10 protein-coding genes are annotated in these 14,490 nt (G+C 46.3%); 7 read left to right on the top strand and 3 right to left on the bottom strand.

The window, feature by feature from the left end; all coding sequences use genetic code 11:
- Nucleotides 1-2: 2 nt before the first annotated feature.
- Genes EHO61_RS08775 through EHO61_RS08765 form a run of 3 tightly spaced genes read right to left on the bottom strand, consistent with a single transcriptional unit; the run spans nt 3 to nt 8,862 of the window.
- Nucleotides 3-4,781 (bottom strand): DUF6603 domain-containing protein, encoded by a 4,779-nt coding sequence (locus tag EHO61_RS08775; protein WP_135813244.1) that lies wholly within the window; start codon nt 4,779-4,781, stop codon nt 3-5.
- Nucleotides 4,782-4,783: 2 nt separating this feature from the next.
- The gene (locus tag EHO61_RS08770) at nt 4,784-7,294 is read right to left on the bottom strand and encodes a hypothetical protein (protein ID WP_135813243.1); all 2,511 of its coding nucleotides are present in this window, start codon (nt 7,292-7,294) and stop codon (nt 4,784-4,786) included.
- Nucleotides 7,291-8,862: an SAM-dependent methyltransferase gene (locus tag EHO61_RS08765; RefSeq protein WP_135813242.1), complete on the bottom strand. Its 1,572-nt coding sequence runs from the start codon at nt 8,860-8,862 to the stop codon at nt 7,291-7,293. Before EHO61_RS08765 ends, EHO61_RS08770 begins: the two co-directional genes overlap by 4 nt.
- Nucleotides 8,863-9,164: 302 nt before the next feature.
- Between EHO61_RS08765 and EHO61_RS08760 the strand changes: the two genes are divergently transcribed.
- From EHO61_RS08760 to EHO61_RS17400, 7 genes are all read left to right on the top strand, one after another.
- A complete protein-coding gene (locus EHO61_RS08760) occupies nt 9,165-9,557 on the top strand; it encodes a VOC family protein (RefSeq protein ID WP_135813241.1) in 393 nt (130 codons plus the stop codon).
- Between the two features lie 114 nt (nt 9,558-9,671).
- Complete coding sequence (gene lvrA / locus EHO61_RS08755; RefSeq protein ID WP_167884840.1) at nt 9,672-12,140, top strand: hybrid histidine kinase/response regulator LvrA; 2,469 nt, start codon at nt 9,672-9,674, stop codon at nt 12,138-12,140.
- Nucleotides 12,141-12,295: 155 nt separating this feature from the next.
- Nucleotides 12,296-12,754, top strand: coding sequence for an adhesin Lsa14 (lsa14, locus tag EHO61_RS08750; RefSeq protein ID WP_135813239.1), 459 nt, complete (start codon nt 12,296-12,298; stop codon nt 12,752-12,754).
- Nucleotides 12,755-12,772: 18 nt separating this feature from the next.
- Entirely contained in the window at nt 12,773-13,096 is a 324-nt protein-coding gene (locus EHO61_RS08745) for a TRL-like family protein (protein ID WP_135813238.1), read from the top strand.
- Between the two features lie 6 nt (nt 13,097-13,102).
- Entirely contained in the window at nt 13,103-13,444 is a 342-nt protein-coding gene (locus EHO61_RS08740) for a TRL domain-containing protein (RefSeq protein ID WP_135813237.1), read from the top strand.
- Nucleotides 13,445-13,730: 286 nt separating this feature from the next.
- Nucleotides 13,731-14,141, top strand: coding sequence for a LexA family protein (locus tag EHO61_RS08735; protein ID WP_135813236.1), 411 nt, complete (start codon nt 13,731-13,733; stop codon nt 14,139-14,141).
- Nucleotides 14,142-14,356: 215 nt separating this feature from the next.
- Entirely contained in the window at nt 14,357-14,479 is a 123-nt protein-coding gene (locus EHO61_RS17400; RefSeq protein WP_281276649.1) for a hypothetical protein, read from the top strand.
- The last annotated feature ends 11 nt before the right edge of the window (nt 14,480-14,490 follow it).

Genomic DNA, 14,490 nt, shown 5'->3' with positions numbered 1-14,490 from the left:
TCCTAAGATTGTATTTTCGGGGCGATCAGGAACGCGTTATCCGTTCCCCGGGAAAGATTGCCGAGATCGAAATCGTCGGCCGTAAAGGCGAATGCCGCGAATAGAGACAGTCGCGCGCTTGCGGATTCCGAAATCGTGGATCGTATTTTCTGTCTACGCTGGTCGGAATTCGAGTCATCCATCTTCGGCTCGGTCACCGTTTCCCAGGTATACGCATTCACTATGGGATCGTCGGCGAATTCCAAGCGGACAATTGGAATTCGCGTGGTAATAGCCGGATTCGGTCGGGATTTGGGACCGATCTCATATCCCATTAGAATTCCGGAAAGTAGAGTTTTGGAATTCAAATCGGCCGCCATAGATTCCCCCCAAAGGGAATCCGGTACGCTTTTACGGACCGGGGTCAGAACGAAATCATCCTCGGCACTTTCCCCGTCTCGCGTGATTGTAATGGTCACTTCCGATTCCTTTATATCGGAGCTTTTTCGGTCCATCGGAGCGATTCCAAAATTCGTATTTTCGCTTATCGGATTATTATTACCTACTGAAGTCTTTACGATAGGAATGGCCGTGGATAAGGAAACCCGTAGAGTGTGAGGGTTTATGACCCATTGGACTTTCGCGGAGGGATCCGTACCGACATCCTTCAATAGACCGGAAATAGGCTTGATTTCGCAGACTTGGATTTCTCCGTTTCGATAAGGGAGAAAGGAGGATTTGAATTCCTTCCAGTCGATCGGATCCGGATGTTCCGAACTGTCCCCAAAACTGATGGAGAAAGAGACGATCCACAGATGGATTTCGGCGATTCCGCTAAAATCCGGTCCCCAGAAATGAATATCCGCGCCGATATGCACGCTGATGGTGATATGAATCGTCGTAAACAGCAGATCTATGGAGAAAGTGTAGGAAACTCCGATGTCCACTCCACAGTCCGCGTCGTAGTGAAACGGTTTCCATCGGAGCAAGAAATCGGCGTAGGCCATGAACCAGGCTCTGAGATCTCCGCAGCTCCATACCGCGTCCAGTCCTCCTCCGGCCATCAAATATCCGGGAGTCAGACAAAAGTAAGAATATCCTTGAATACTAATATTAGATCCGATTTGCCAATAGATACCCAATCTAGGTACGTTCGGGTAATGGGCAGGAACTTGAAAACTAGGATGGTATCCTCCGAAAGTCACGACAAAGTCCCCGCCGTGTTCTCCGTCCAGCCAGATATAGTACGCGAACCCTCCCGTTAAATGGCAGTCCTGCGATAATATATAGGAACTCGGAGTAAGTTGCGCGCTGATACCGAAAAATCCGTTTTGAGGATCGAAGGAAGCTTTCAAGGACATCTGAGCTTCCGCGATCGGATTGGACGCTCCTTTCGGGATACTAAGCGTAGAAAGTCCTACCAGATCCAACTCGAAATGGTTTCCTAGCTCCGCGGTGGCCAAAGCGAAGGAGTCCACCATTTCGAACGTAAGGAAACGGATTCCGGCGGCGAACCAATATTCTCCCGCTTCCGGCACCGTGATTTTATTCTCGTCCAAGTATTGGAGCATCGCGACCGGATCGGGGGTGGAGGAAAGGTCGGAACCTTCGGCAATCTGAACGAAGGGAAAGAATCGGATCTGATCCACATTCGGTACGTGGAGGGCCATGTTATAACCGAACCCGCCAGCCAGACCCATCACGTAAAAATACGGAGGTCCTCCTAACGGTTGCGAATAATCGAGATATACGAAAAAGGAGGTGGTGCCGTTTTGGTTGGAATAAGCTCCGATAGCGGAAAGTTCGAATTGGCTTAAACTTAAGATCGCTTCGCCTTCATACAATCCTTCCGCAGCTTTTAAAAAACTTCCACCGATGGTGACCGGAGGATTCGAATAGGTTACACTCAATCCTTCCAGAGAGAAGCTAGGTTGAAAATGATCGAACGGACTAGTAACGCCTAAACCTGCCAGGCCGATTTGGATTCCCCCTAAACTTAAACTTGCGTCCAACAGAAACGTTACTTTAGAATTTTCGAATCTGATTCCGATCCTAGGTAGACTTACCGCTCCGAAATTCAGATTCAGAGCGAACCATTTCGTCTGGTCTACCGTGGTCCTTTGGGAAGGAGTGATCGGAACGTTCGGGGGAAGGGGAGAAACCGGAAAATTGCCCCCGCCGCCCGTATTCGGACCGTCCAAGGGCATGGAGAGAGAAAGGACCGAATTTCCGAGATCCACATGCGTAAAAAAATTCCTTCCTTTGTCTATATCTTTCGCGGGAGGCAGTAAGGCTCCTTGGGGCAATTTATCCGTGAAAGCCGCGATTTCCGCCTGGGTGAATTTTCTGGATGCGACCGAACAGTCGATGGATTGTAATTTCACTTCCTGGACGGAGCTGATTTCGGAGCCGACTACCGGAAGATCGGCGGTGTCTATCCCGATCTCGACCTCCAGATCCAGAACGTAATCCCAATAGGTATCGGGCGCAGACTGGTATGTCCCCTGACTGACCGAAGACGCAAAATCCTGAACGCTCGCGAGATAGGTTTCTTCCGGGTCTTTTTTTTCCGCGAACAAGCTGAACCTTCCGAGAAGTTTGCTTCCGTCGTACACGTCTCCGGAAACGACGAGATATTTGTCGGCGGCGCCTACATTGAACTCCACATAAAATTTTTGTAAATCGAGTTCTCCGACCCATACGGGGAGATCGATTCCGATCCAGTTGCCGAATTTTTCGATTAGCTTTCCGAACGGGATGGGCGTATTTTGCTGCTGGAGTTTGAAGGTCCATTCCCTGCTCGGGGGCGTTTGGGCGGAACTTTCGGAATTGTAGGATCCGGAGAGAACGAGGCCGACTCCACCCACGTCCATTGTCACGTTGATAAGCGCAGTATTGGAATAAATCCCCTGGGCGGAATCCGTCAATTTCCGTTCCGCTCTGAAAGAATCTATTCTCATGTCCAATCCAGAGAAGAAATCGATCGTGTCGGACGAATCTCCTTGGATGAGGAATTCTTTCGTCTTAGGGGTTATTTTTATGTCCAGATCGTTGATTATAAAATCGGGTAACTCTATCGGGATATGGATTTCGTGTAACAATTGATCGATGAGCCAAGTCACGTTGATAGCAGGAATAAGCGCTTCGATGCTGAGAGAAGTCCCCCAATCGATTTCCACATCCAGATTCCAATCTCCGACAAGGAGCACCCCGACGATGGTTCCAGTGCTGGACGCTTCTCCGGAATCGTTATCTCCCGTCGGACCGTATTCTCCTTGGATTCCCAATTGGCTAACCACGACAGGAAGGTTTCCCCCGAAATCGATTTCCCAATCTGAAGTACAGTCTATTTCGAATGAAAAGGACGAATCTTTGAAATTTCCGTCCAACTCGAAGTCTACGATATCTATGTCCGGAAGTTCCTTCGTGGAAAAGAATCGATCGATCAGCTCGCTCGCATTCAAGCTCTGGTCGTTCTTCATGGAAACGAAGAAGCCTCCGGAAGACGGGTCGAGTGAAGTGTAGAATTCCGTTCCCCCCAGAATCCAATCTCCGGCGAGTACGAGAGTAGTGACCGGAAGATCGGATCCTTGCGGATAACTTCGATTCCAGACGAGAGTAGGGGTGACTTCCACCTTATCCTGGAAAAGAGAAAGCGGCTTCTCGGTGGTGATATGAAATTCCAAAGATCCCAACAGCATGGGAGAAACGGAAATTTCGAATTCCAGATAATTCAAAGTGAGTTGCCCTAATTCGTGTCCGGCAGGAAGCATCTGAGCCAGGTTCGAAAGACCCAAAACGCCTTCGATATCGGATAGGGTGATTCCTCGATCAAAAATACCGAAAATTCGAGCGCTCCCGGTGCCGATTCCGATCTGTACGAGTAAATCCAGACCGCTTTCTTTCGGACCTAGAGTTACTTCGAAAAAAAATCCGGGCGGATCTCCGCCTATGTTTTCCAATCCCGAATAGATGCAAAGCCTCTGAAGTTCAATCTTCAGACCGCCTATATCCAAGGAAGGAAATTGTTGCGTAGATGCTTCTTCCAGACTATGCCCGATCAGAATATTCCCGGATCCTTGGTCATCGGCTCCGATCACCCCGAAAATGGAAAGATTGTTCAAGTCCGGTTTGATGATTTTGACTTCGTTCCAAAAATCTCCTTCGGCCGTGATCGTGGACGTAAAGTTGAATCCCGCGCGTAAGAGTTCCTCTCCTAATTTCGGATCCGAAGGAAGAGTCGTACGGAGCTGCAATCCGGGAATTTGCTTTTGTTCGTTTTGGGCCTGCCAAAAATCATAAGAGCTGAATCTTGTCTGGATCTGTGTAAAAGATATTTTCCTGAGAAAGGATTCTTGCGCGGATTCCGCAAGCATATCCTTCTGATAATTCATGTAAGGCGGAAGGTACGGGTACAGAGAAAGGATATCCCACTCCGAGGGAAGTCCTTGAAAATCGATGGTACATTCAACTAGTGTTTCCGCCGGCTTTCTGGAATCGTTCGAAGCGAAAAATTGGATCTGCGCACTTAGATTCTGGAGTTGAATGCCTTTGTTCTGGAACGGAATCAGATCGATTTTGCCGTTCAAAGTAAAATTACCGCTATCAGGATCCTGTGCGGAAACTTGAACCGAACCCAATCTAAGATGATCGACGTTAAAGATCGTACTCCAAAGATCGGGGAGCCGGTCTTGGCCGAGTAAGGTCCTGTCGATCACGAGATCACCGAGGGAGTTTTTCGTCCGGTTCAAAAGATCGGTCAGGATTTTCAGAGCGAAGGTTTGGGATTCTAAGGTAGGCATTCTTACCCGGCTCGCATTTTGTTCATTAATTGGGTAAAAGCGGCCTTGATCGGCGCCGGTATCGCGTCGTCCAGGATGACTCCGCTTTCATCGTCGAATTTGAATAGGTCGTAAATAGCTTTGCCCGGATCGGTAGTGACGTAGGTTTTAACCGCATCTGCAGCGGTTTTTTTCTTCTGTTTAGAAGTTTTGTATCCAGAAGGAAAATTTTTGAATGGCGTAAAGCTCGCAGCCGAGCAATCTATAGGAGGGGCTACTTTTGCGCAATCTTTGAAAAACCTTTCTAAAAATCTCGAAATCAGGGAAGCGTTGTATTCGTACTTCGCCAACTCGTCGAGAAAGGAAACCTTCCAGTCCACGAATTCCTCTAAAATTAAAAATTCATTATAGTCAAAGCTTTGACTTTGGGCGTCGTACCAATGGTCAAATACTTTTCGTTTGTTATGATAGACCTTATATCGCATCATATGGGCCACAGGCATCGCAAATTCCTGCAAGTCCTTCGGTTTTGCTTTCGCATCGGGCTGGGACGCAGGTTCGTCTTCGCTAGTCGAACCGGAATACCAAACCGTCCTGGCGGGAAGCATATAAGCGGTCACCTTTGCCGTAAGCCCGTCGATTTTTCGTTTTCTCTGTCCCGTTTCGATCGCGAGCTGCTCCGTATTGCAATGTTTGCTACCGGACACGAAATTTTCGGGGATGTCCGGACCTCCGTCACCGTGACCGTAAAGGTGACACCATTCTTGGTCGGTAATCACCTGCAATGCCTGGACTCCTCCTTTCGGTACGACCGTGTTTTTTAAGTAGGGAGTTGCTTTCGGAAATTTTTTCAAAATTTGCGCATCGGTGACCGAGTCTTTTTGAGCGACGTAATTGACAAAGTCGGTGGCGGGGAGGCTGCTACCGGGATCCGGAGGATTATAATTTGCAGCAAAGTACGCGGTGTATTCGGTTTTGACATCGCTTCCGCCTCCGTCCTTCTGGAATTTCTTGTTGAATAGGAATTTCCCCATGACCGTACCGGCGTTTTCCCGCTCCATCGATTGTCGATGGTTAAGTACGACTCCGGGAGTCCCAACCTTGGCGTCTCCATCGCCTTTCATTTTCTTTTTGATCAATTTGGCGGTTTTGTCGATGTACTTGAAATCTTTGAGAGGTAACTCGAATACTCTTGGAGGGTCGAATCCGATGAAAGGCTTGTTTTTTCTCTTAACGTCGTTGCCTTTAAATTTTTTAAAGTAAAAGAGAAGAGGAAATTTGTTCGAAGATTTTTCAATTACAGGAGTAGTCTTTTTCTTGATAATACCATAGAGCTTCGCGTCTTCTCCGTTTTTCAGCCAGGCATCCGGTTCGTAGGTCGCCGAGGGAGTGTTTGTTTTAAAAACCTGATTTGCCTTACCGAAGGCCACGATCGCCGACTTGTCTTCCACTTCGGGCGGCAGCCCGATCGCATATGCGACGATTTTGTTTCCGTTCCAGAGGAATATGTTTTCGGAGGGGGAATCGGCTCTCCCTCTTCCTCCTACTCCGCCGCCTCCCAAACCGGGAATAAACCGTCCGAGAATTACGCCGAGTGCACCTGCTTGGTCCACCCAGTAATAAGAGGTTTTGTTTGTTAAATTACCATATAGCGGTGGTGGGGAATAGGGGTTTAGACCCAATATTTTATTGATTTGTTCTTGTTTACCTGCCGCCTCTTGGATCAATTTGAATGTACTAAGAAGATCTTGGTAACTTTTGATTGTCCTTCCATCGATCCACTGCAAGAATACAATTGCTGCGGTCACATCTCCTTGATACCTTGGGGTCATTAAACTTTTGATGTTGTATTTACTCGTAGCTTGATTCTGGTTGATCAGATACAAGCTACCTTGGTCTACACCGGAGGCGAATAGGTTTAGGTGAGCTTGGTTCCCGAGCACGATATCCTTGGGATTCGTAAAGTCGATATATTGAGCCAGTCTTGCCTTGAAATTCGCTATTTCTGCATTCGGTAATTGGTACAGATTGTAAGAACCTCCGAAATTCAGAATGGACAAGTTACCCAATATCTGATTCTTATCCTTGCCGTACGCGATCTCCGTATCATCGAACCAAAATCCAAAAAGAAAGAAACCTAACATTCGATCCGCAAAGGAAAGGATGAATTCCAACTGCGCCCTTTCCAAGTCGGTCATTGGATTTGCAGCAGAGGTGATCGTCAGCTTGCAAGGATTTGCGTCCGGATCGAACGCAGCTAGGCTCAATTTCGTGGCGTTCGTTTCCGCAAGATCTTCGATATCTTGGGTGTTCTGGTAATAGTTAATCGCGATTTTCAGGAAGTAGGAGGGAACGAATTTTACGGCTATTTTCTGGATCAGGTTGGTTTTGATGTAAGCGGCGTTCATTCCACCTACGCCGTCGAGCTCGGGAAAGGAGGTCAAAAAATCGGCGGTAATCCGATCGGCATCGTCATAAAGGTAAACCGTGGAATAATTCGCGTCGTTGTAATAAGGATAAACTGAATAGGTCATACGGATTTGCGGGCACTCGATAAAACGGATTCCAATTCGTTTCCGCTTCCTACGGAATCAAACCAATTGAATTTGGGGTATTTCATTCGGAGTTCTCCCAGGATTTGCGTTCCGGATTCGACTTGGCGGGATTCGATCAAGCAAAGGGCCAAATTGAAACTTGTGTGAAGGTTTTCTCCGTAGAGTTTTAAAGAATCTTGAAACGTAGAAATCGCTTCCGGAAAGTTTCCTAAGCGTCCGTACAGAGTACCGATACAAAACAAAAGGTCCTCCTGACTCTCGAAAAAATGATTCTTTCTTAGGATAGAAAGCCCTTGGCGTAGGATTTTAATATGAGAGGAATGGATCCGCCCTTCGTCGAGTCGGTTTATAATTTTTTCATAAAACATCGAAAAGACTTTCGGATCCCAATCACTGGTTTTGAGGCAGGCAAGCAATTCCTCTAAGGCGACTTCCTCGTTGAACTTTTTCCAACTCCTCCTCAGATGAACGTAATCGTCTATGCAAAGAAAACGGTGCATTTGCGTATAGCACTGCTCCAGAATCGGAAGCTTTGCATTTATGTTCGTATATACGTTTAAATGCAGATAGTCTCGTTCCATCTTATCTTCCCAAATTTGCCAATTTCGATTTCGCGCCCAAATTCCTATCGAATGGAAATTGACCGGAGCGGACAGACTTCCGTGTTCCACGGGGCCCTGGGGTTGGGAAAGATCCAGTTCCGAGACCGTTGCCGTGCCCTTGTCGCAAATCAGAAACATGCAATTTTTAAAACGGGAGGAAAGATCCTCCATGCAGAGAAGAGCGGCTATGGGGAGAGAAAATAGCAGATCTTTTTTTTCCGTTTCGTAAACCTGCAGCACTTCGTTCCAAGAAGCGTTAATGTACGGTTTTACGGATTCGATCCTGTTCGTGAGATGAACTTTCAGTTTTCTTAAATTGTACGGATCATCCTCGTTCCAATGGGTTTCGTTGTGAGTCGTGGACACGAGGACTTCCCGCAATCCCTTTGCGTCCGTTTCAAAAAGATCCTGAGGAACACTGTCGAAAACGTAATTCGCGATTACGATCAAAACGTCGTCCGCTTCTTCCTCTTGGAGGATTTCTCCGCTTTTTCGAAGATGAACTGGCCGGCCTCCTTCTAGATCATAGTGGGCAAAATCCATCAAGCCCGCATCGAACCAAGCTCCCAGACTAGGATGCACCGGATATTCGGATAGGTTGGATTCCGTAAAATCGGAAAGGATGTATTGGATTTCGGAACTTCGCAAAGAACGGGAAAGTAGACGTTCCAAAGAATGTAAGAGTAGGTGGGCGAATTTCCCACTCCCTGCGCCTAATTCCAAGATCCGGATTTTTCCGCTTTTTGTAGCGAGATCTTTGAGAAGAGAAAGAATCAACTCCGCTTGGCAACGTGCGGCGTAGGAATTAGAGGTTCCGTAAGAGGGAACTTCTTCCTCCTTCCATGCCTTGGGTCCTCGTTCCTCGAAATAGCGTCGTTGGTATTTCCAGATTTTGGATTCCGATAAGCGGACGTTTTTTTCCAGGAACGAATATGTCTCTTTCATTTAAGGCGTTTTTTCTCTAAGTGTGCAACAGCGGGGTCAGAAATCCTTTAAATAAGCAGAAAAGTAAATATTTTTATTTCATTTAGGGTAAAATTTGCTATATAAAGACAAATAGCTGTGAAAAATACGCAAGCAAAATCGATATCGTTCCTTTATTAACTTTTTGTTAAACAAATGAATATTTTATAGAGCTTACTCGGTTGGAAAAGACCTTCGGAATGTAGCGCAGGATTTTCGCGGGTTTGATTGACAAAGATGAAAATCGGTTTTAGAAATCCGGAAGGAGCAGGGGGAGGTTCGTTATGATCGACCACACGGGTCTTCAAGTTAGTAATCCGGTCGCAAGCCGAAATTTTTATGATAAGGCGCTCGCGCCGGTCGGATATAAATTATTAATCGAAGTACCGAAAGAGTTTACTGAGGGAAAGGAAGTTTTGGGGTACGGAGAACCTTCCAAAGCGGATTTTTGGGTGGCGGAAGGAGTTCCGAATTCCCCTCGTCTGCATATCGCGTTCCGAGCACAACATCGCGGGATCGTGGATTCTTTTTATAAAGCTGCACTAGCGGCAGGCGGAAAGGACAACGGACCACCGGGATTGAGAGAGCATTATCATAAGGATTATTATGCGGCTTTCGTATTGGATCCGGACGGGCATAATATCGAGGTCGTATGCCATCACCCCGAATCCTCCTAAATTTCTTCATCAAATCTTGATTTTTGCGTGCATCATAGGATTCGATTTTGGTATATTCCTAACGTTTTGATTCCCGATTTCAGAGCTTCGGATATATTGTTTTTTTAGGAGAAGATTGCGTTGCTTACCCCCGATTTTCGTCTACTTTTCGAATCGATTCCAGGGTTGTACTTGGTGCTGGATCCTAAATTGACTATTATCGCGGTGAGTGAGGCGTATCTTTCCGCCACCAAGACGGTTCGTTCCGAAATTTTGGGAAGATGGCTCTTCGATGTTTTTCCCGACAACCCTTCGGATCCGTCGGCGACCGGTGTCAGCAATTTACGGGATTCTTTGGAAGCTGTTTTAAGGGAGAAAACCCAAAACGCGATGGCAGTGCAAAAATACGATATCCGTCTACCGGAATCGGAAGGGGGACACTTTATCGCCAAATACTGGAGTCCGGTAAATTCTCCCGTTTTCGACTCCGCAGGTAACACGATTTACATCATTCATAGGGTGGAAGATGTCACCGAATTCGTGGAACTCAAAAATTTGGAGAATCAAAAGAGCCAAATCACCAAAGAGCTGCTTTCCAAAACCGCTTCGATGGAATCGGAAATCTACCACCGCGCTCAGGAAGTACAAAAAGCGAATAAGCTACTACTCCAGGCAAACGAGGAATTGTCCAGAAGAGAAAAAGAATTGCAACAATTGTACGAAAGATTGCACGAAATGAACCAATTGAAGTCGCAGTTCTTTGCGAATGTCAGTCACGAATTGAGGACTCCTCTGACTCTGATACTTGCTCCTTTACGAAAGCTGATGGCAAAGGAAAGCATCGGTGAAACTTACCGTTCCGATTTTCAGGTGATGGAAAGGAATGCCCAGACTCTTCTAAAACATGTCAACGATCTACTCGATATTTCGAAGGTGGAAGCCGGAAAGATGAACGTAGATTATGCGGAAGTAGACGTATCGAAATTATTGCAAAGAATCGCATCGCATTTCGACTCCGTCGCCGTGGAACGTTCCATCCTATTCGATGTGGATACGTCCGGACAATTGTTTGCGGAATTGGATCCTGCAAAGGTTGAAAGGATATTTTTAAATCTGATTTCGAACGCGTTTAAATTCGCGCCCGTAGGCGGAAAAGTTTCCTGCTCCGCGAAAAAATTAGGCGATGTCGCCATGGTCCAAGTTAGCGATAACGGCCCGGGAGTTCCCGAAAAACTGAGGGAGGCAATTTTCGAAAGATTCCGGCAGGTGAACGAAGGGGATTCCCGTTCGTTCGGAGGAACCGGCTTGGGACTTGCGATCGCCAAGGAATTTGCGGAACTTCATTACGGTAGAATCCATGTGGAGGAAAATCCGGGAGGGGGAGCTCTTTTTCAACTAAGCCTTCCCTTGAAGGCGCCCGCTTCCGTGACTCTAGTGACAGGAGATGAAAACGAAATCTCCCAAGGGACGTTATTGGGTACTTTGCACGAGTTTCGGCGCTATCAAACCGATGAGAGGTCGGATCTCGAAAATACCAATCTACCCAGCGCCTTGGTGGTGGAAGACAATCCCGAAATGAGGGAATATATATTCGATACGCTGAAAAACGAATTTAACGTAACCATGGCTGTTAACGGAAAGGAGGGATTGGAAAAAGCGATTCAAATCGTTCCGGATGTTCTCATCACCGATATCATGATGCCGGTAATGAGCGGAGATATCATGGTCCGCGAGATCCGAAAAATATCGGAACTGGATCGTATGCCCATCCTTCTACTCAGCGCCAAGTCGGACGACGATTTGAGGATCAAATTGCTACAGGAAGGCGGCCAGGATTACGTTTTAAAACCGTTCCTCCAAGAGGAGCTCCTGGCTAGGGTACGGAATTTCGCCATTCTCAAGAAGGTGCAGGAAGATTTGGAACAATCCAATCGTGAAATGGAAGCTTTCAGCTATTCTATTTCCCACGATTTACGATCTCCTATCAGAGGCATCGAAGGATTGGGAAAAATCCTGCTCGAGGATTATTCGAACGTATTGGACGAGGAAGGGCGTAAAATGATGTCCGTCATCGTCAGTACGGCGATGCATATGGCTAGGCTTGTGGACGATTTGCTCTCCTTTCACAAGGTAACGAAACTAACGGTAAACTTCCAGGAGATCGATACCTCCAATTTGGTGGACGAGGTCTTAACGAACCTAAAAAGCGAGTATGTAGGCGGAAAATATCGCGTGGAAATCGGGGATTTGCCTCGGATCTACGGGGATTCAACGACGATTCGTCAAGTGTGGATGAACCTTTTGTCGAATGCGTTTAAATATTCTTCTAAGAAAGAAACTCCGGAGATCCGGATCGGATGTAAAAGTGAAAACGGAGAAAACGAATTCTTCGTAAAGGACAACGGCGCAGGATTCAATCCTGAATACGTCGATCGCTTATTCAAAGTATTCCAACGCCTACATTCGATCAATGAATTCGACGGAACCGGAGTAGGATTGGCGATCGTAGCGAGGATCGTAGGTCGTCACGGCGGAAAAGTAAGGGCGGAAAGCGCCGTCGATCAGGGAGCGACATTTTACTTCTCTCTTCCGAAAGTGAAATAAAAGGATCAGTCACTCCAAAGCGGAACAGCCGCTCCTATTTATTAGTCAATAAAATTCTGATTGCATTCCAATGCGAATCGTGCTTCCTTCCAAAAGCCGGATTTTCGACGGATAAGCCCGTACATTGATCCGAGCTTTTGCCTTTGGACGGAAGGATGAAGATCGGCTTCCTATTTCTCCCTACTTTCTTTTGGTTGTTCTCGGTGAATTGCACAGGGTACAATGCGTTGTATTACGGATACGGAATCGCACCCAATACGAATCCGACAAAAGAGTACACGAACCCGAACTATTTAATCGTAAAAGGAGGAGCCATCGTTCATAGCGGTTCCATTCCCGGTCCGATCGGTCGGAACGCAGATAGCAAGCTTTCCGGTTCCGGCTGTTCCTATAGTATATTGGGATTGGTTTCCTTCGGAGATTCTTCCATCGAAAACGCCAAAGAACAGGGAAAAATCTCTCGAGTCGCCGGAGTAGAGTATGAACAATTTGGCGTGTTCGGAGGTTGGATTTTCCATCGATTTTGCACGGTCGTTTCGGGATCAACGAACGACTCGAGCATTCCGGACGGAAAAAGCGATGCCGCAAAGCCAACGATCGGAAAAAAGAAGTAAATTACGCACGGAAATCAAATGAAAGAAAAACTACTTCTATGCATTCTAGTTTTGGGAAGTTTTGTGATCCTTTCCAACTGCGCTATCGGTCCGGTAAACGGATACATTTTTACTTACAATAAATTTCCGGGAGAAATCAATTCTTCCAATAACGTACCCTCGATGAAAAAAGCGGAAGGCTGCCAGCGGAATATACTCGGCTTGGTGACTTGGGGAAGCGCCGGAGCAGGACAGATTGCGATGGACAATCACATCTCCAGGATCGCGACGATAGACCATTCCACCGCATATTTTTTATTCGGAATTTACAGAAACTATTGCACTATTCTTGCGGGAGAATGAGGAGAAATGAAAGATATTCGGAATTTTTTCATCACGACGATCGCCGCCACCTTTCTACTTACCGGTTGCGCAAGCACGCCTTTGCCCGCGCTTATTTTCAATTCTTCCGAGCACCATGTATCCGGCTCCCCGATTACGGGACCGACGGACGCAAAAATCCTAAAGAGCGGAAAGTCCTGCAGCAACTATTCGATTCTGAACTGGCTTTTCTATTCCGGCGGAGAGGGGAGCATCGAGGAAGCTATGAAAGACGGAAAAATCACAAGGATCGCAATCGTAGACAAAAGCGCATTTTCGATCTTAAGCGTAGTATTCTCCCGGGAATGCGTGGTTGTTTTCGGAGAATAGCGCTTTTTTCTAACAATTCCCCCGGAAAAACCTCGGGGGGTTTTACATTCTCTTCTTTGAAATTCTAGATAAAACCCTGTTTTTTTTGCCCGGTTAAAGACCGGGTTTTCTCCATCTTTCCTTTCGCGATTTTAAGCAAAGCCGTCTTTATCGTTATCAATACAGATTTTTCGTTGGTATTACCGTTGTCGCTTCCTGACCTTCCATCTACTGATTTCCGCTAAAAATCATATAGAAGGCAAAAAAGACTTGCTACGGGAAAGAAATACTATATATATGTTACCTTATGAAAAGTTTAGTTTATCTGGAACGAATATCATTGATTCCAGTATTTAAAAACGCTCTTCATGCAGGAACTCCTACAAAGTCTCCCGATCCAAGTAGAATGAGGGACATACTTTCTTTTTTGGATCATGGAAAAGCGAGTAAAATCTTCGTTACCGTAAAGGGAGATGCGTGGAAGAATTTCGGGATTTTGGATAAGGATCGTTTAGTAATCGATCGGCTCAGGGAAATGGTGGATGCGTCCGTCGTTTTAGTCTATAGTCGTGGAAATTATTTGTTTCGTAAAGTATCCGTTACCGGTTTGGGAACGTTTCTTTTCGGGCCGGACAAAGGGAGCACTCCGATTCCGGTCGATTTACTTGAGGAGAGGATCTTAGGCGTTGTGACAGGCATCGTTCATCGAATCTCTTAGCTCTGGTACCGTTTTCTTTCTATTTGTAGCAAAAATTCGCCGTTAAGGAGCAATATTTTTCCCGTAAAATTTTAGGAAAGATGCGATTTTAGAAGGATTTTAACGCTTGGTAGAATCCGAAAGAGTGAGAAAATAATAGGACCCCAGCGGTCCAGAGCTATGAGGAAGTTAGAATGAAATCTATCTTCTGCCGCACCCGCTAAGGAGATTTGAAAATGGATTGGGAGCAAACGATCAAAGTGCTTATAGCATTGGGAATACTAGGATTCGGCCTATACACCCAATGGCCGAGAAGAAAAACGAACCAACAGATCAAAGAGGAGATCAATCGTTTTTAGTTTTTATCGTT

Source organism: Leptospira fluminis (genome assembly GCF_004771275.1).
GTDB classification, from domain to species: Bacteria; Spirochaetota; Leptospiria; order Leptospirales; family Leptospiraceae; genus Leptospira_B; species Leptospira_B fluminis.
Note: the sequence above shows the minus strand (reverse complement) of the source record. Positions and strands in the feature narration are given on the sequence as shown.

What these genes read in the sequence shown, in the direction of transcription:
- EHO61_RS08745 (WP_135813238.1), top strand. Translation starts at nt 12,773, where the DNA reads ATGAAAGAAAAACTACTTCTATGCATTCTAGTTTTGGGAAGTTTTGTG.
- lsa14 (WP_135813239.1), top strand. Translation starts at nt 12,296, where the DNA reads ATGAAGATCGGCTTCCTATTTCTCCCTACTTTCTTTTGGTTGTTCTCG.
- EHO61_RS08770 (WP_135813243.1), bottom strand. Translation starts at nt 7,294, where the DNA reads ATGACCTATTCAGTTTATCCTTATTACAACGACGCGAATTATTCCACG.
- EHO61_RS08760 (WP_135813241.1), top strand. Translation starts at nt 9,165, where the DNA reads ATGATCGACCACACGGGTCTTCAAGTTAGTAATCCGGTCGCAAGCCGA.
- EHO61_RS08765 (WP_135813242.1), bottom strand. Translation starts at nt 8,862, where the DNA reads ATGAAAGAGACATATTCGTTCCTGGAAAAAAACGTCCGCTTATCGGAA.
- EHO61_RS08735 (WP_135813236.1), top strand. Translation starts at nt 13,731, where the DNA reads ATGAAAAGTTTAGTTTATCTGGAACGAATATCATTGATTCCAGTATTT.
- EHO61_RS08740 (WP_135813237.1), top strand. Translation starts at nt 13,103, where the DNA reads ATGAAAGATATTCGGAATTTTTTCATCACGACGATCGCCGCCACCTTT.
- EHO61_RS08775 (WP_135813244.1), bottom strand. Translation starts at nt 4,781, where the DNA reads ATGCCTACCTTAGAATCCCAAACCTTCGCTCTGAAAATCCTGACCGAT.
- EHO61_RS17400 (WP_281276649.1), top strand. Translation starts at nt 14,357, where the DNA reads ATGGATTGGGAGCAAACGATCAAAGTGCTTATAGCATTGGGAATACTA.